General features: G+C 71.3%; 15 protein-coding genes. 5 read left to right on the top strand and 10 right to left on the bottom strand.

The genetic code is table 11. The annotated features are described in order from the left end of the window. Window positions 1–99: 99 nt before the first annotated feature. The 3 genes from OG202_RS11165 to OG202_RS11155 all read right to left on the bottom strand — a co-directional run bounded on the left by OG202_RS11165 (window position 100) and on the right by OG202_RS11155 (window position 3,024). Entirely contained in the window at window positions 100–1,221 is a 1,122-nt protein-coding gene (locus tag OG202_RS11165) for a GNAT family N-acetyltransferase (RefSeq protein ID WP_328222657.1), read from the bottom strand. A gap of 3 nt (window positions 1,222–1,224) precedes the next feature. Next, window positions 1,225–1,587 carry a hypothetical protein gene (locus OG202_RS11160; RefSeq protein ID WP_405893094.1) on the bottom strand — a complete coding sequence of 121 codons (363 nt, stop codon included), beginning with the start codon at window positions 1,585–1,587 and terminating at the stop codon, window positions 1,225–1,227. A 231-nt stretch (window positions 1,588–1,818) separates the two neighbouring features. Next, window positions 1,819–3,024, bottom strand: a complete 1,206-nt coding sequence (locus OG202_RS11155; protein WP_326583873.1) for a S8 family peptidase — start codon at window positions 3,022–3,024, stop codon at window positions 1,819–1,821. Window positions 3,025–3,340: 316 nt separating this feature from the next. Here OG202_RS11155 and OG202_RS11150 point away from each other — a divergent pair, with 316 nt between their 5' ends. After that, window positions 3,341–4,147: an SGNH/GDSL hydrolase family protein gene (locus OG202_RS11150; RefSeq protein WP_328222656.1), complete on the top strand. Its 807-nt coding sequence runs from the start codon at window positions 3,341–3,343 to the stop codon at window positions 4,145–4,147. Here OG202_RS11150 and OG202_RS11145 read toward each other — a convergent pair. From OG202_RS11145 to OG202_RS11130, 4 genes are all read right to left on the bottom strand, one after another. Further along, the gene (locus OG202_RS11145) at window positions 4,131–5,864 is read right to left on the bottom strand and encodes a serine/threonine-protein kinase (protein WP_328222655.1); all 1,734 of its coding nucleotides are present in this window, start codon (window positions 5,862–5,864) and stop codon (window positions 4,131–4,133) included. The two genes, OG202_RS11150 and OG202_RS11145, sit on opposite strands and share 17 nt — an antisense overlap. A 66-nt stretch (window positions 5,865–5,930) precedes the next feature. Beyond that, window positions 5,931–7,808 carry a nickel transporter gene (locus tag OG202_RS11140; RefSeq protein WP_328222654.1) on the bottom strand — a complete coding sequence of 626 codons (1,878 nt, stop codon included), beginning with the start codon at window positions 7,806–7,808 and terminating at the stop codon, window positions 5,931–5,933. After that, window positions 7,805–9,295: a tetratricopeptide repeat protein gene (locus OG202_RS11135; RefSeq protein WP_328222653.1), complete on the bottom strand. Its 1,491-nt coding sequence runs from the start codon at window positions 9,293–9,295 to the stop codon at window positions 7,805–7,807. Before OG202_RS11135 ends, OG202_RS11140 begins: the two co-directional genes overlap by 4 nt. Window positions 9,296–9,429: 134 nt before the next feature. Further along, window positions 9,430–10,950 (bottom strand): DUF4331 domain-containing protein, encoded by a 1,521-nt coding sequence (locus OG202_RS11130; RefSeq protein ID WP_326583878.1) that lies wholly within the window; start codon window positions 10,948–10,950, stop codon window positions 9,430–9,432. Between the two features lie 233 nt (window positions 10,951–11,183). On the opposite strand from OG202_RS11130, the gene OG202_RS11125 reads away from it, so the two are divergent. The 3 genes from OG202_RS11125 (at window position 11,184) to OG202_RS11115 (ending at window position 13,021) form a co-directional block, all read left to right on the top strand. Continuing rightward, window positions 11,184–11,726: a sigma-70 family RNA polymerase sigma factor gene (locus OG202_RS11125; protein ID WP_326585891.1), complete on the top strand. Its 543-nt coding sequence runs from the start codon at window positions 11,184–11,186 to the stop codon at window positions 11,724–11,726. A 100-nt stretch (window positions 11,727–11,826) separates the two neighbouring features. After that, window positions 11,827–12,639 (top strand): anti-sigma factor, encoded by an 813-nt coding sequence (locus OG202_RS11120; protein ID WP_328222652.1) that lies wholly within the window; start codon window positions 11,827–11,829, stop codon window positions 12,637–12,639. A gap of 115 nt (window positions 12,640–12,754) precedes the next feature. Continuing rightward, complete coding sequence (locus tag OG202_RS11115) at window positions 12,755–13,021, top strand: hypothetical protein (protein ID WP_326583880.1); 267 nt, start codon at window positions 12,755–12,757, stop codon at window positions 13,019–13,021. A gap of 39 nt (window positions 13,022–13,060) precedes the next feature. On the opposite strand, the gene OG202_RS11110 is transcribed toward OG202_RS11115, so the two are convergent. The 3 genes from OG202_RS11110 to OG202_RS11100 all read right to left on the bottom strand — a co-directional run bounded on the left by OG202_RS11110 (window position 13,061) and on the right by OG202_RS11100 (window position 16,138). After that, entirely contained in the window at window positions 13,061–14,284 is a 1,224-nt protein-coding gene (locus OG202_RS11110; RefSeq protein ID WP_328222651.1) for a CaiB/BaiF CoA transferase family protein, read from the bottom strand. A gap of 106 nt (window positions 14,285–14,390) precedes the next feature. Further along, on the bottom strand, window positions 14,391–15,173 hold the full coding sequence (locus OG202_RS11105; protein ID WP_328222650.1) for an ABC transporter permease: 783 nt from the start codon (window positions 15,171–15,173) through the stop codon (window positions 14,391–14,393). Beyond that, the gene (locus tag OG202_RS11100; protein WP_328222649.1) at window positions 15,170–16,138 is read right to left on the bottom strand and encodes an ATP-binding cassette domain-containing protein; all 969 of its coding nucleotides are present in this window, start codon (window positions 16,136–16,138) and stop codon (window positions 15,170–15,172) included. The genes OG202_RS11105 and OG202_RS11100 overlap by 4 nt, the downstream gene beginning before the upstream one ends. Window positions 16,139–16,201: 63 nt before the next feature. Here OG202_RS11100 and OG202_RS11095 point away from each other — a divergent pair, with 63 nt between their 5' ends. Then, on the top strand, window positions 16,202–16,909 hold the full coding sequence (locus OG202_RS11095; RefSeq protein ID WP_326583884.1) for a TetR/AcrR family transcriptional regulator: 708 nt from the start codon (window positions 16,202–16,204) through the stop codon (window positions 16,907–16,909). Window positions 16,910–16,934: the final 25 nt, after the last annotated feature.

Below are 16,934 nucleotides of genomic sequence, written 5' to 3'. Positions count from 1 at the left end.
TCGAGCCCTCCCCTTGGAGCAAGTGCTGACGGACCGATGCGGGTGGATGTACGACGGTATTGATGATTGAGCCCGTATGGCAAGACCTATTACTAGGCCTCACGTTTTTGTTGTTGTGTCCGTTACCTGACCTCTCGACCGGATTCTCCCGATCCGTTTCAACATTTTGTCGGCAGGTTCGAACAGTTCCGGTCGTGCCAACACCACGTTCCGCAGCGCCCGGACCGGGGCTCGGCGAGCCCGGTGTCCCAGTGCCACCGGATGGCGTCGGGTGACCCACCCCTCCGACACGGAGATCTCCCGCGTCTTCAGGGAATCCTTGTACTGCTTCTGCCCCCGGCCCAGATCCAGGTAGGCGATGCCGTCGGCCGCGCCCTCCTCGGCCATGTGCAGATGCAGGAGCAGACCCGGCGAGAACTTCGCGAACGCCGGGTCGTACGCCGGGAACCAGCATGTCAGCACCCGCTCGGAGCGCAGCCCGAAATGAGCCGCGACCGGCTTGTCGTCCGCGTACAGCACGGACAGCTGGCCGGCGAAGGAGTCGGAGCGGGTGTGGAAGAGGTGGTGCACCAGCCGGGTGATCCACGGGTGCGCGAAGCGGTCGCTGCGACCTGTCCTGCGGTACTGCGCCGACTTCCAGGCCATCAGTGTGCGCAGGGCCCTCGGGTCGCGCTCGTCGTGCACATAGCGCACCTCGCTCGCCGCGCGGCCGAGCCTGCGTTCCTTGGCGAGCGTCGAGCGGACGAACTTCGGCGAGTCGGCGCGCAGTTGGCCGAGATAGGCCTCGTAGCCCTGTTCCAGGTCCATGACCGGGGACGGGAAGGTGCCGGTGACATGCGCCGCGAACGGCGTCTGGCCCCCGGCCAGATGGTCGAACTCCCACACCGAGAGCCCGCAGGCCCGCAGCAGCGCCTCGGCGTCCCAGGTGAAGCCGGGGCGGTGGACCACGCCCTGGCAGTCGGAGAGGCCGAGACCGACGGCTCTGCCCACTCCGACGGCGGATCTCTGGTACGGGAAGAAGGCGGCCGGTTCGCCGCCCTCCCGGACGACCGCGATCCGCACCCCGCGCCGGCAGCGGCCCACCGCCAGGGCGAACTCCGGGGAGAGGAACGGGTTCGCGAGCTCGGGCGCGCCGTGGAGATGGGCCTTCGACTGCAAAGCGGTCCAGGCCGCCCGGTCGGCGGCGGTCAGCTCGCCGGGGCGGTACACACTGATGTCCACGTCTCAGGTCCGTCTTCTCTTCGTACGGCCGCGCAGGGGCCGTACCAGACTCGGCAGGAGAACGAGCGAGCTGATCACGGTCACGGCCGCGATCCCACCGGTCATCGACCACGAGTGGGTGGCGATCATGCCTTGGGCGACGAGGAGGTTCACCGCGATCGCGCCCGCGACGGACGTCACGACCCGGCCGAACGGATCCAGCCCGCGCAGCACTGCCCCGATGGCGGCTCCTGGCGCGACAAGAAGGAAGAACAGGGTGAACGGGCCGCGCAGCACCGAGTCCGCGTCGGCGAACGCGAGCACCGCGCCGACCCCCGCCACGGCCGCGGCCACGCCCGCCAGCAGTGGTCCGCCACTGCCTGACAAAGCTGGCTTGATACCCAAGGTCTGCATTGGCGACTTTGCCCCCTGAAGCGCCGGATGCCGGGCTTCAATGTCGCTCAGCGGGCGCGGGGGAGTCAATACGTGGAGACACGCTACGGGCCCGTACGGCCGGTTGTGACGTATCGGCGAAGACGTTCTCGGCCGGGTACGAGGTTTCCCCGGAGGCGACGTGCGCCTCCGGGGAAACCTCGGTTCACGGTGAGGCGGTCGCCGTTACGGGACGATCTGCAGCAGACGGTTCGGGGAACCGGTGCCCGGGCTGGTGACCCTGCCGGTGACGGCGCCGGCGGTCAGGGCCGAGGCGACCTGGGCCGGGGTGGCCGAGGTGTGGCCGGCCAGGTAGACGGCGGCCGCGCCCGCGACGTGCGGGGTGGCCATCGAGGTGCCCGAGATGGTGTTGGTCGCGGTGTCGCTGGTGTACCAGCCGGCCGTGATCGACGAACCCGGGGCGAAGATGTCCAGGACCGAGCCGTAGTTGGAGTAGCTCGCCCGGGCGTCCGTGTTGGTGGTGGCGCCGACCGTGATCGCCTCGGTGACGCGGGCCGGGGAGTACGAGGAGGCGTTGGCGCTGCTGTTGCCGGCCGCGACGGCGTAGGTCACGCCGCTGGATATCGAGTTGCGGACGGCCGTGTCGATGGCGGTGGAGGCGCCGCCGCCGAGCGACATGTTGGCGACCGAGGGGCCGCTGTGGTTCGCGGTCACCCAGTCGATGCCCGCCACGACACCGGCGGTGGTGCCCGAGCCGGCGTTGTTCAGCACGCGCACGGCCACGATCCTCGCCTGCTTGGCGATGCCGTAGGTGGAGCCCGCGATGGTGGACGCGACGTGCGTGCCGTGGCCGTTGCCGTCCTGCGCCACGTTGTCGTTGGAGACGGCGTCGTAGCCGTTGAATGCCCGGCCGCCGAACTGGCTGTGCGAGATGCGTACGCCGGTGTCGATGACGTACGCGGTCACGCCGGTGCCCGCGGAGTCCGGGTAGGTGTACGTGCCGGAGAGCGGCAGCGCCGCCTGGTCGGAGCGGTCCAGGCCCCACGGGGCGTTGGACTGCGTGGCGTCGGCGGTGAAGACCTGGTCCTGCTCCACCGAGGCGATCGCCGGGTCGGCGGCCAGTCGTCTGGCCTCGGCGGCGGAGAGCTCGGCCGCGTAGCCGTTGAGCGCGGACTTGAAGGTCCGCTTCACCGAGCCGCCGTACTCCTCGACCAGGTCCTTGCCCGCGCTCGACGCGGCCTTGAGGCCCGCGCCCTTCTTGAGCGTGACGATGTAACTGCCCTTGACCGCGGTGGGGGAGCCGGCCGCGAGCACCTTGCCCTCGGCCGGAGCGGCCTGGGCGGGGAGCGCGGTCAGGCCGCCGAGCAGGGCGGCGGTCGCCATGGTGGTGACGGCGGCGACACGGATGTTCTTGATACGCAGGTGTGCCATTACGAGGTGTTCCTCCTCATAGGCGGCGCACGCCTGGGTGGGGCGCGCGTCTGTGGGGGGTGCGTGCGAGATCGCACTCACGGCCGGGGAGCGTCGCGTTCCGCTCGCGGCTGATAAGCAGATTGGGTGATCTACGGGCGTAGCTCAAGGGAGTTGACGCGTTGTCATGTTTCTGTCACACGAGTGAAATCGAACGGGGGTGGAACGTGGCGGGTACGTTCCGTTGAGAGCGGGAAAGTATTGACATGAACACTTCCGATCAACCCGCGTAGTTGGTACGACGGTTGAGGCAGAGATCCTGCTATAGGGAGGTTCCATGAGACGTTCCCGACTTGCGGCATACATGACCTCGCTCCTCCTCGCCGTCGGCGCCACCCTCACCGGGGCCGCGACGGCGCAGGCGTCCGGGCAGGCCGTCGCCACCGGCTATGTGGCGCTCGGCGACTCCTACTCCTCGGGTGTCGGCGCGGGGAGCTACCTCTCCTCCAGCGGCGACTGCAAGCGCAGCACGAGGGCGTACCCGTACCTCTGGGCGACCGCCAACGCACCCTCGTCCTTCGACTTCACGGCCTGCTCGGGCGCCCGAACGGGTGATGTTCTGGCGAGTCAGATGGGGCCGCTCGGCGCGGGCACGGGGCTGGTCTCGGTCAGCGTCGGCGGCAACGACGCCGGCTTCGCCGACGTGATGACCACCTGCGTCCTCCAGTCCGACAGCGCCTGTGTCTCGCGCATCAACACGGCGAAGGCGTACGTCGACTCGACGCTCCCCGGCCAACTGGACAAGGTCTACTCGGCGATCAGCGCGAAGGCACCGGCCGCCCATGTGGTGGTGCTCGGCTATCCCCGCTTCTACCAGCTCGGCGGCACCTGCCCGGGCCTCTCCCAGGCCAAGCGGTCCGCCATCAACAACGCGGCCGACTACCTGAACACCGCGATCGCCAAACGCGTCGCCGACCACGGCTTCACGTTCGGCGACGTCCGCTCCGCGTTCACCGGGCACGAACTGTGCTCGGGCAGCGCGTGGCTGCACAGCCTCAACCTGCTGAACGTGGGCGAGTCGTACCACCCGAGGGCCGCGGGGCAGTCGGGCGGCTATCTGCCGGTGTTCAGGAACGCGGCCTGACGGCTCCGTTCACGGCTCCGGCCTCGTAGTCGGAGCCGGAGCCGGAGCCGGCGCCGCTGTACTCGCCGGGGTTCTCCGCGTCGTCGGAGGGGGAGGTCCCGCCCGTGGTCGGGGCCTCCGTCTCGCACGTCACCGAGAACGCGACGGAGTTGGACTTCGTGCTCACCGGGCCGCGGACCTCGACGCCGATCTCGTCCGCGTAGCTGCCGTTCGTCGAGACGACGACCTGGTCCCGCTTCGTCCTCTCACCGCCGGACGAGAACGACAGCGTCTTCCAGCCGGGATCCTCGACCTCGCCGTTCTTCGCCACCCACCGGTAGTCGACGTCCACGGGGACGCTGCCCACGGTGAACGTCGCGGTGAAGGTGGGCACCTCGGCGTCCGGCGGCGGACAGGTCCCGGAGTAGTCGGTGTGCACGCCCTCGACCGTCACCTCGACGGACTGCGCGGGCGGTTCGGTGGTCGACTCCTCGTCGTCGGGTGTCTCCGACGGCGTGTCGCCGCCGTCGCCCGTGTCGTCGCCGCCACCGGGCTCCTCGCCCGTACCCCCGTCGCCCGTCCCCTCGCTCGCGCCGCCCACCGTGCCCGCCCCGTTGGTGGGGTTGCCGTCGTTCCCGCCGCCGTCGCGGTTGATCAGGGCGTACGTGAGGCCGGCGATGGCGAAGGCGATCGCCGCGATACCGGCGATCAGGAAGACGAGGGCCCGGCGGTTGCGGTCCGGCTCGCGGGTCGCCACCGCGGCAGGGTGGGGCGCGGCGGCCGGGACCGGATGCGGCGGCGTCGGCGGCCCGAACCGGTTCGTGCCCGGCCCCGTGTTCACGCCCGGGCTCGGGAGGGTGACCGCCGTCGGGCTGTAGGGGGTCGTCGCGACCGTGTCGGAGTGCGGAGTGCCGCCCGCGCCGATGATGCGCAGGTCCTGCTCGGCCTGCTCGGCGGAGATCCGCTCGGCCGGATCCTTGCGCAGCAGCCCCTCGATCACCGGAGCCAGCGGACCGGCCCGGTGCGGCGGTGGGAGCTCCTCGTCGACGACCGCGCGCAGGGTGCTCAGCGGGGTGTTCTGGCGGAACGGCGAGTTGCCCTCGACCGCCGCGTACAGCAGCACACCGAGCGACCACAGGTCGGACTCGGGGCCGAAGGCACGGCCGAGCGCGCGCTCGGGGGCGAGGAACTCGGGGGAGCCGATGACCTCGCCGGTCATGGTCAGCGCGGAGCTGCCCTCGACCGTGGCGATGCCGAAGTCGGTGAGGACGACGCGGCCTTCGTTGGACATGAGCACGTTGGCCGGTTTCACGTCCCGGTGCAGCACCCCGGCCTCGTGCGCGGCGCGCAGCGCGGACAGCACCTCGGCGCCGATGTGGGCGGCGCGCTGCGGGGAGAGGGGGCCCTCGGCGTCCAGGAGGTCGGCGAGCGACAGACCGCGCACCAGCTCCATCACGATCCACGGGCGGCCGTCCTCCATGGCCACGTCGTACACCGTGACGACGTTGCGGTTGGCGACCCGGGCGGCGGCCCACGCCTCCCGTTCCAGGCGGGCGTACATCCGCTCGACGTCGGACACCGGGATCCCGCCCGGCGCCCGCACCTCCTTGACGGCGACCTCGCGGTGCAGCACCTCGTCGCGGGCGCGCCACACGGTTCCCATGCCGCCCTCGCCCAGCGGGGTCAGCAGCCGGTAGCGGCCCGCGATCACCCGTTCACTGCCCGGTTCTTCGGACACGGCCGTCCCCCGTCACTCGCATCCGCCTGAAATCTCCACTCCGTGCGATTTCCTCACAAAAGTAGCTCAGCCGAGTGCGGATGTTGCCCCCCTGAACACCAAAGTGGCCCCCAGTGCGACGACCAGCAGGGCCGACGCCAGTGGCACGGTCCTGCGCACCAACGCCGCCGTCGGCCCGCCGAGCCGGCCCTCGCCCCGGTCCATCACCCGCGTCACCCAGCCGCCCGCCTTCACCACGGCGTAACCGGCCGCCGTCAGCGTGAGCGCCAGCCCGATGCCGTACGCCAGCACGAGCAGCAGCCCGAACCACGCCTTTCCGAGTGCCGCCGCACCGACCAGCACGACCACGGCCGACGGGCTCGGCACCATGCCGCCCGCGAAGCCGAGCAGGATCGTGCCGCGCAGGGTGGGCGCGGTGGGGTGGGTGTGCGTGAAGCCGCCGTGGGTGTGGGTGACGCCGCCGCCGAAGAGGGAGCGCTTCTTCTCGGGGGCGTGGTCGTGGTCGTGGCTGTGGTCGTGGTCGTGCTGGAGATCGTGGGCGTGACCATGGCCCTGCTGGTGGTCGTGGTCATGGTCGTGGGTGTGTGCCTTGGCCGGTGCGTGCGCGTGCGAGTGGGTCGCGACCGAGGCATGCGTGTGCGTGGAGGTCTCGCTGTGCGCGTGGGTGTGCGACGCGGCCCGGGCGAGCACGAGTTCCCGGTCGGGCTCGGGCTCTGGCTCGGACGCGTGGTCGTGCGTGGGGGAGTGCCCTTCCCCATGACTGTGCTCGTGCTCGTGCTCGTGACCGTGACTGTGACCGTGGCTGTGGGAGTGCCCGTGACCGTGCTCGTGGTCGTGGTCGTGGTCATGATCGTGACCGTGCGTGTGTCCGTGTCCGTGTCCGTGTCCGTGGGCCTGCCCCTGCGTGAGCGCCAGCTTGCGGTTCAGCCAGGCGCGCCGGGCGAGGGTCACGCCCGCTCCCATCACGAAGAGGCCGCTCGCGATGCCCAGCCAGGTGATCACGGACGGGGCGGCGGCGGAGCCGGCGAGGACGAGGAGGCCGAGGGCGACGACGCCCAGTGTGTGAGTGACCGTCACGGACGCGGCCATGGGCAGGACGTCGCGCATCCGGGCCCGGTCGCGGGCGGCGGCCGTCGCGGCCATCAGGGTCTTGCCGTGGCCCGGGCCGAGCGCGTGCATGGCGCCCAGGAACAGGGCGATACCGAAGGCCAGGGCACCGAAGCCGAGGGTGAGGTCCTGGCCGGAGACCAGGTCGTCGAGGGCCCTGGTCCAGCGGTCCGCGCCACGCGGGAGGATCGAGGCGCCGGGCGCGTCGCTCCGCTGCTCGGCCAGTGCCGGGCCACCGGGCTCAACCTGGAGGGAGGCCGTCGCCGTGTCCTCCGGCGACTGCAGCAACTCCTCCGGATAGCTGGTGAGTTGATCGGAGACCGACTCCTCGGGCACGTCCGACCCGGCCAGGGTCATCCGGTCGCCCTGGGCGGTGACCTCGCGCCAGCCGGGCCCGGAGTCGACGGCGGAGTGGAAGCGTACGTCGGTGGCCCGGTCCGGCAGCGCGGCCGTCAGCCGGCACTCCACGCGCAGTGTCTTCAGCCCCGCCTGGCCCGGCCGCTCCTGGGCCCGGCTCGACGTCACCGTCACCTCGACGGCACGCCCGTCGACCGTGACCTCACTGCCCCCGGCGGCCGTCGCGCACCGCTCACGGGCCCAACTCGTCCTCCCCTGGCGCTCGATGGCGGGCGCGGCCTGGGTCGCCGGGATCTCCGCCAGATCCTCGACGTGGAAGATCCTCAGCTGTCCGGGGGCGGCGACCAGGCCGTCGTACCGGTTGACGGTGAAGTTGCCGAGCGGGTGGGCGCTCGCGGTCCCGGTGGGGACGAGGACGAGTGCGACGGCGGCGAGGAGAACGGCCGAGCAGGAGGCGAACGCGCGCCGGGGCGAGGTCACTTGGAGGTCTCCAGAGCCTTCAGGGCCTTGCGGGCCTGCGCCGCGCCCAAAGGCGAGAAGCCGGCGTTGAGGTCGAGCGCCGCCTTCAGCGAGGCCCGGGCATCCTTCTTGTCGCCGGCCGCGTACTCGACCATGCCCCGGTGGTACAGGAACGTCGCGTCCTTGTAGCCGGTGGCGGTGGCGCGGCGGGCATACGGCAGTGCCTCGTCGTCGCGGCCGTTGACGTGCAGGGCCCAGGCGAGCGCGTCCGCCGTGTGGACCGTCTCCCGGCGCTTGAACTCCGCCTCGGCGGCCCGCAGCGCCGCCTTCCCGTCACCGTGGTCGGCGGCGGCGAGGGCGGTGTCGAGGTCGGCGTTGACGCCGTTGGACCGGGCGATGGCGGTGTAGGCGTCCACCAGCGCGTACTGGTCGCGCGCCTTCGTCCTGTCGCCCTTCGCCTCGTACAGCTCGCCGAGCACCACGAGCGGTCCCGGCAGCGGATAGGAGGACACGACCTGCTCCAGGCCGCGGATCGCCTCCGCGCTGTCGCCGCTCGCCCACTGGGCGCGGGCGCGGCCCTCCAGCGCGGGGAGATACGTGTCGTCGGCGCCGAGGGCGCGGGCGTAGTGGTCGAGCGCGGTCCTGTGGTCGCCCTGCTTCCAGGCGAGTTGGCCGAGCTGGGTGGCCACGTAGGCGATGTCGCCCCGCGTGGCCGCCGACCGCAGGGCCCGTTCCAGAACGCGCCGGGCGGTCTTCACGTCGCCGCGCAGTTCGTACACGTAGGCGTACCGGGTGAAGACCGGGATGCCGGGTCGGCGGGTGTCGGCGAGACGTACCGCCTTCAACGCGTCGTCGTAGCGGCCGAGTTCGACGAGGGCGTCGACACGGCTGCACAACGCCCTTTCGCTGTACGGGTTCTCCTTCAGCGCCCGGTCCGCGTACCGCAGCGCGTCCTCGAACTCGTGGCGGGCGGCGGCGAGCGCGGCGAGACCCGCGAGTGCGGGGTCGTTGTCCGACCGCAGCTCCAGCGAGCGCTTCAGGGCCTTCTGGGCCTGCGGGTAGCGGGACGGGTCGCCCTTGACGCGGGCCTGCTCGACGTAGGCGAGGCCGAGCGTGGACCAGGAGCCGAAGTCCTTGGGCTGTTCCCTGAGATGGGCCTGGAGCCGCTCGACCGCCGTGTCGAGGTCGCCACCGGCGAGCTGGGCCGCCGAGACACCCGGCGAGGTCGACATGGCCACCGTCCGGTCGTCGTCCTGGGCGCCCAGCGCCACGGCGAACCCGGTGAACGCGACGGCCAGCGCCGCCGCGCACGCGGTGAGCCGCAGCAGCCGCCCCCGGGCCGGCTCGGACACGGGCCGGCGGTCGGGCTCGGGAGCGGGCTCCGGGCCGGGCTCGGCGTCGGACGCGGGGCCGGACTCGGCGATGTCACGCCGGTCGTCCTCGGGAGTCCCCTCGCCGGGACGCGGATGCCCGTCCTGCGACGCGCTCTCGTTCGTACGCGGGGACATGCCCTCTCCTCAACATCCTTGCCGAGTGCGGTGGTGGTGATCGTGGGGCGCGGCCCGCCGTGGGGGATGGATACGAGCGGGCCGCGCCGGTCACGGTGACCGGGCCTCTTCGGGGGAGGCCCGGCCGGGGCGGACTAGTAGTACGCCCGGTCGTTCCGGCGACGCCACCACAGCAGGCCCGCGCCGATGAGCAGGACACCGCCCGCGCCGGCGCCGGCCGAGGCGGCGATCAGCGTGGTGTCCTCGGTGCCGCTCTCGACACCGGTGCCGATCGCGCTGCGGACGCTGTTCGTGGTGTTGCCCTGGACGGTCTTGCCACGCGAACCGGCCGTCGGCAGACCGACGTACGGGAAGTACTTGCCGAACTTCTTGTCGTTCTTGTTCACCGCGTCACCCAGGTCGTTGGGTGCGTCGACCAGTTCGCCCTCGACGACCTGCAGTGCGATGTCGAGCACGTCGTCGGTGAGCCGGCGGCCGTTCGGGAAGCCCTGGTTGTCGCCGTCCAGCACACCCAGCCGCTTCGGCTTCTTGGTGGGCTCGATGGAGGTGTTGAGGCGCAGCTGCTCCGACGGGGTCACGTGCGGCGGCTGGTTGAGGCCCTCGACGCCCTTGAGGAAGACGTCGACGAGGTCGTTGCGCGGCTCCTTGGGCGCCGGGATCTTGTAGATCGCCTCGATGAGCTTGGGCAGCTCCGGCTCGGTGACGTTCTTCAGGAACTGGGCGTCGTCCACCGGCGAGGACGCGTTGAACTTGTCCTTGTCCCCGATGGGGTTGACGACCTCGTTCACCAGCGGCATGCCCAGGCGCGACACCTGGTGGTACTGGCCGTCGGCGCCCGCGCGCTGGGTCGTCGACCAGATGCCGACGATCGGCTGGTCCTTGGACTCGACGAGCGCGTCGCTCGGCACCTGCAGGGCGATCGAGTTGACGTTGTAGCCCTTGAGCGTGTCCCGCCCGACCTCGGAGAGGTCACCGCCGTACAGCAGGTCGAAGACGCGCAGGTCCAGGAAGAACGGGTCGTCGGCCTGACCGGCGTACGTCGTCACCCCGCTCGCCGTCTTGTAGACCGCCTCGTCGCGCAGCTTCTTGAAGTTCGGCATCGACGCCTTGCCGACGTTCGACGGCGCGACCCAGACGTCGTCCGCGAGCTGTGTCTTGGAGACCTGGCGGCGGTTCTTCAGCTTGATGAGCTCGATGTCGTACGTCTGCGTGATGTTCAGGTCCGGGTCGTCGAGGCTCTCCACGACGCCCGTGTTGTACAGGAAGGTCTTGTCGTTCTTCGTCTTCGTCTTGAACGAGTACCGGAAGATCAGGTCTTCCTGCGCGTCGCCGTCCTGGTCGACGCGGATGTCGTACTGCGCGTCCTCGGAGAAGGTGAAGAAGTTCGGTCCGCCCGCGGGCTCCTCGAAGGGGATCCAGTTCGCGATGACCGTCGTCGTGTCCGGCTTGTCCGGGCTGACGAACGCGTACACGTCGGTGTTGTCGAACTGGGGCTCCCCCGAGATCAGCGGGGCCTCCCGGTGGCTGGAGGCGGAGGCCGCCCCCGGCTCCAGCACGGTCACGCCGGCGGCTGCGAGGCCTCCGGCGGCCAGCGATGCACAGATGAGGGACGCGACGCTCCTGCGTCCCGAGCCGCTCCTGGAAGTAGGTGTCATGCCGTCCGTCCTCTGTCCCAACTTGCCTGACGAACGCCATTCGGAGCGGTCGGCAGGGTGGATTGGTCGAATCCCAAACGTTCTTACGGCGCGTTTGAAAGGTTGTTTCAGCGGAGAGCGGGATTTGTTGATCGGGATGTCTTCCGGATCCGTAACCCCATCCGGAGGTGGGTCGGTTGCGAATGCCCTACGCACGGGGATGGCCGTGCACGACCGGAGGCGAGGGGGAGCGGGTGGAGGCGGACAAGCTTCTGGTCCGAGTGGCCGGAGGCGATCAACGGGCGTTCGAGGAGCTGTACGCCCTGGTGTCCGGCCCGGTGTTCGGGCTGGTGCGCCGGGTCGTGCGGGATCCCGCGCAGTCGGAGGAGGTGGCTCAGGAGGTGCTGCTCGAACTCTGGCGCTCCGCGGGCCGGTTCGATCCGGCCCGGGGCAGTGCCCTGTCCTGGATACTCACCCTCGCGCACCGGCGTGCGGTCGACCGGGTGCGCAGCGCCCGCGCCGCCACCGAGCGTGAGCAGCGCGAGGGGCGGCGCAACCACCACCCCGCCTTCGACCAGGTCGCCGAGGAGGTCGAGGCCGGACTCGAACGCCAGTGGGTGCGCCACTGCCTGGAGAAACTCACCACCCTCCAGCGCGAGTCCGTCACCCTCGCCTACTACGACGGCTACACCTACCGTGAAGTGGCCGAGCGGCTCTCCTGCCCCCTCGGCACGGTCAAGACCCGTATGCGCGACGGACTCACACGGCTGCGCGAATGCCTGGGAGGAGTCGCATGAGCGCCCTGATCGGCCAAGGGGGTGTCGTGAAGCTCCCGCACAGCGTCCACGGCGCCCGGCACGCTCCCCGTGGGGCGTCCGCGTCCCAGGGAGGCGCGGCATGAGCCTGTTCCGTCGCGAGGACCTGCACTCGCTCGCCGCTCCCTACGCGCTCGACGCCCTGGAGCCCGACGAGCGGCGCCGCTTCGAGAAGCATCTGGAGCGCTGCGACCGCTGTCCCGCCGAGGTGCGCGCCCTGTCCGAGGACGCGGTCCGGCTCGCCTGGTCGACGGCCGCGCCGGCCCCGGCGGCGATGCGCGACCGCGTCTTCGCCGCCGTGCGCAACACACCCCAGGACAACCAGTCCTGGAGCGCCCAGCCGTCGCGGCCCCAGCATCTGCCGCGGCATGTGTGGGGCACCGAGCCGCCGCCGAAGTCGCGCGCCCGTGCGCCCCGGATGCGCTCTTTGCTCGCCCCGCTGGCCACCGTCACGGCCGCCGCCGCACTCGTCGTGGCGTCCCTCTTCGCCGTCCAGGCCGAACGCACCCAGGACCAACTGGCCGCCGAGCGCGCACAGGCGAGTGAGATCGCCCACGTTCTCGCCGCGCCGGACGCCCGCACGACCAGCGACCGGGACGCCGAGGGCCACGCAATCGGAGTGATCGCTTCCGCCGAGGAGGGGAGCGCGATCGTGACCCTCAGCGGATTCGAGGACCTCCCGAAGAGCCGGGTGCATCAGCTCTGGCTCATGCGCCCCGACGTGCAACCACGCTCCCTGGGCCTCTTCGACGGCGACACGCCCTTGGTCGCCGACGGAATGAACACCGACGCGACGTCACTCGCGGTGACCGTCGAACCGGATGGTGGATCAGCGCAGCCCACCAGCCAGCCAGTTGTCCAACTCGCCCTGGAATCGGTCGGATTCGGAGAGTAATCAGCAACACCGTTACGGGGTAGGTGAATACCGGGGACGTGATTCCCGAGTGCTCCAACGGGGCGATATGGTTACGCTGCCCGGGCCGGGTGGACTCGTACGGGTGGGGAGTGACATGGAACAGATAACAGTGCGCAGGGCGCGAGTCCCTGCGATCACCTGCGGGAGCAGCGCGACCAGTTCGCGGCTCGACCGCCATCTCTCGGTGCTGAGCGGCCCCGCCGTGCCGCAGCGTGAGACGGACGAGGCGACCTCGCTGATGCTGGAGATAACGGCACGCACCCCGCAGGAGCGCAGTAGCCGCAAGGACACGCGCGTCGGCCGGGTCTCGCTGTTCGCCCCCCTGAAGAGGCTGCGCCGTTCGTTGTTCGGCAGCCGCTAGCACCACAGCACCAAGGGTTTCCTCGACGGAGGCCCGCGCTCAGGCGATCACGCCGTCCCGGCGCAGCGCTGCGATCTCTTCGTCCGTCATCCCCGCGGCACGCAGCAGCGACCCGGTGTGCTCCCCGAGCGCGGGCACCGCCCCCATCCGCGCCTCGTCCCCGCCCGGCAGCGTGATGGGCGGCAGCAGCGCCCTGAGCGGCCCCACCGGTGAACCCACTTCCCGCCACCGGTCCCGGGCCGCCAACTGCGGATGCTCCGCCACCTCCGTCACGTCCCGTAGTCGCGCACAGGCGATCCCCGCCGCCTCCAGCCGCGCCAGCGCCTCGTCGGTGTCCAGCACGCCTAGCGCCTGCGCGACCAGCTCGTCCGTACGCCCTCGGCGCTCGACCCGCGCCGGGTTCGTCGCGAACGCCGGATCGTCCGCCAAATCCGGCCGCCCCAGCACCTGTTCGGCGAGCCGCCGCCACTCCCGGTCGTTCTGCACCGACAGCAGCACCCGCCCGCCGTCCGCCGTCGGATAGGCGTCGTACGGTGCGATCACGGCGTGCCCGAGCCCGGTGCGCGCCGGCGCGTTCCCGCCGTGCATCGCGTGGTGCAGGGGGTGCCCCATCCACTCGGCCAGCGCCTCCAGCATCGACACCTCCACCGGTCCGCCCCGGCCGGTCGTGCCACGCCGTACGAGCGCCGCGAGCACCCCCGAGAACGCGTACATCCCGGCGGCGATGTCCGCCGCCGGGATGCCCGCCTTCACCGGCTGCTCCGGAGTCCCCGTCACCGACACCAGCCCGGCCTCGCACTGCACGAGCATGTCGTAGGCCCGCTTGTCCGCGTACGGCCCCGACGCCCCGTAGCCCGAGATGTCCACCGCGATCAGCCGGGGGTGCGCGGCGCACAGCGTGGCGGCGTCCAGCCCGAGCCGGGCCGCCGCGCCGTGCGCGAGGTTCTGCACGAACACGTCCGCGTCCGCCACCAGCCGCCGTACGACGGCCAGGCCGCGCGGGTCCTTCAGATCCAGGGCCAGGGACTCCTTGCCCCGGTTGCACCACACGAAGTGCGAGGCCAGGCCCCGGGCGGCCGTGTCGTAGCCGCGGGCGAAGTCACCGCCGTCCACCCGCTCGACCTTGATCACCCGGGCCCCCAGGTCGGCGAGCTGACGGGTGGCGAAGGGGGCCGCGACGGCCTGCTCGACGGCGACGACGGTGATGCCGTCGAGAGGCAGGGGATCGCTGGTGCGGGGGAGTGGGCGCATGCCGTGGATCATGTCCCCGCCGGGGCGCCGTTGTCACCGGGGCGTGCCGAGCGTCACGTGCCCCGGCGTCCCGCCCCGGCTCACCGGGGTCCGGCCCGTCCCCCGGGCGGGCCGGAGGTCACTTGGGTCCGGCCGCGTACGTGCGGACCGCGAGCGGCACGAACACCGCGAGCAGGACGGCGCACCAGAGCAGCGACCCGGCGACGGGATGGGCGACCGGCCAGGCGGCTCCCTCCGGCACGGGCGCGTTCCCGAAGAGGTCGCGCAGGGCCGTGGCGACCGCGCTGATCGGGTTCCACTCGGCGACCGTGCGCAGCCAGCCCGGCAGGCCCTCGGTCGGGATGTACGCGTTGGACAGCAGCGGCAGCAGGAAGGTCGCGCCGCCCAGTTGGCCGGCCGCCTCCTCGTTCCGGGTGAGGAGGCCCAGGAAGATGCCGATCCACACGGCCGCGAACCGGAACAGCAGCAGCAGCCCGAACGCGCCGGCCGCAGCGAGCGCGTCCCCCTCGACCCGCCAGCCCACCGCGAGCCCGACCAGCAGGAACAGCACCGTCCCGGCGGCCGTGACGAGCACGTCCGCCAGCGCCTGGCCCAGCGGCACGGCGGCCCGGCTCATCGGCAGGGTGCGGAAGCGGTCCATCACGCCCCGGTGCGTGTCTTGCGCGGCCTGGAACATGCCGGTCATGATCCCGCCGGCCGCGGTCGCCACCAGCAGACCGGGCACCAGGAACCGCCGGTACTCCTCGCCCGGCACCGCGAGGGCGCTGCCGAAGACGTATCCGAAGAACAGCAGCATCGAGATGCTCATGATCTGGGTGAGGATCAGCAGCGCCGGGTTGTTGCGGACCCGCCGCAGCTGCCGGCCCAGCATCGCCGTGCCGTCGTACGCCAACGTGCTCATGCCGCACGCTCCTTGAGGTCGGTCCGGTCGGCGAGGGTGCCCTCGGTGAGGCGGAGGAACACGTCGTCGAGGGTCGGCGGGCGCAGGCTCGCGTCGACCAATGGCACGCCCGCCGCGTCGAGTTCACGGACGAGCCGGGGGAGCGTGAGTGTCGGGTCGAGGGTGACCACGCCGACGGCGTGCCGGTCGTGGTCGAACGAGGGTTCCGCGCCGGTCAGTTGGTCGAGAACGCCTGCCGCCTTCGTCATCGCGTCCGCGTGGGCGACGACGACCTCCGCGTACGAGCCGATGAGCGCCTTGAGCTGGGGCGGCGAGCCGCTGTGCGCGATCCGGCCCCGGTCCATCAGCACGACCTGGTCGGCGAGTTGGTCGGCCTCCTCCAGATACTGCGTGGTCAGCAGCACGGTCGTCCCCTCCGCCTTCAGGGCGCGCACGGCGTCCCAGATCTGGTTGCGGCTGACCGGGTCCAACCCGGTGGTGGGTTCGTCGAGGAAGAGCACCGCCGGGTGCCGGATCAGGCTCGCCGCCAGGTCGAGCCGGCGGCGCATGCCGCCCGAGTAGGTGGAGGCCGGCCGGTCGGCGGCCTCGGTCAGGCCGAAACGGTCGAGGAGTTCATCCGCGCGGGCCGCCGTGTCGCGGACGCGGTGCAGCCGGGCGAACAGCCGCAGGTTCTGCCGCCCGGTCAGGTCACCGTCCACCGACGCGTACTGCCCGGTCACCCCGATCGCCCGCCGGACCGCGTCCGGCTCCCGTACGAGGTCGTGGCCCGCGACCCGCGCCGAACCCGCGTCCGGCCGCAGCAGTGTCGCCAGCAGTCGGACGGCCGTCGTCTTGCCCGCCCCGTTCGGGCCGAGCATCCCGACCACCGTGCCCTCCGCCACGGCCAGATCGAGGCCGCGGAGGGCGTGGACGTCCCCGAAGCTCTTCTCCAGACCCTCACTAAGTACAGCGTACGTAGTAGTCATGGGTCGACCATAGCGCATTACGTACGCTGTACGTAACTAGGATGGTGGTCGAGGTGATGACCGATGGCTGGCCGAGCGGCCGAACCCGAAGTGATCTGGGCGCGCGCCGAGCGCACCGGCCGGGGCCCGAGACCCGCGTTCCGTCGCGCGGACATCGCGGCGGCGGCCGTGCGGCTCGCCGACGCGGACGGTCTCGACGCCGTGTCCATGCGGCACGTCGCGGCCGAGCTGGGCTGCGGCACGATGTCGCTGTACAACTACGTGCCCCGCAAGGAGGACCTGTACGAGCTGATGGTCGACGCGGTCGGCGGTGAGCACGAGCTGTGGGAGCCGAGCGGGGACTGGCGGGCCGACATGCGGCGGGTGGCCCACCAGACGCGGGACCTGCTGCTCCGCCACCCCTGGATGCCGCGATTGATGTCGCCGGTCTACGGGTTCAGCCCCAACGCGATGCGGTACCTGGAGCACTGCATGGCCTGCATGGATACGCTCGACGCGCCGTACGGGACGAAGATGCAGCTCCTGGGGATGCTGAACGGGTGTGTGACGACGTACGTCGCGAACGAGCTGGCGACGGCGGAGCGCGTGCGCTCACTGCCGTGGTCGGAGGAGCAGGAGAACGCGGTGCGGATCGCCTACCTGGGCAGTCAGATCGCGTCCGGGGAGTTTCCCAGGCTGGCCGCGGCGTTCATGGAGGACTCGGGGCCGATCGATCTTGAGCAGGTGTTCGAGTGGATGCTCGGGAGGGTGCTGGATTCGTTCGCGCCGTAGGGGCCGGGCGGTGGGCGGCCACGGG

The sequence above is a fragment of the Streptomyces sp. NBC_00310 genome, from assembly GCF_036208085.1.
Classification (GTDB): Bacteria; Actinomycetota; Actinomycetes; order Streptomycetales; family Streptomycetaceae; genus Streptomyces.
This window is presented reverse-complemented; position numbering and strand designations above follow the sequence as displayed.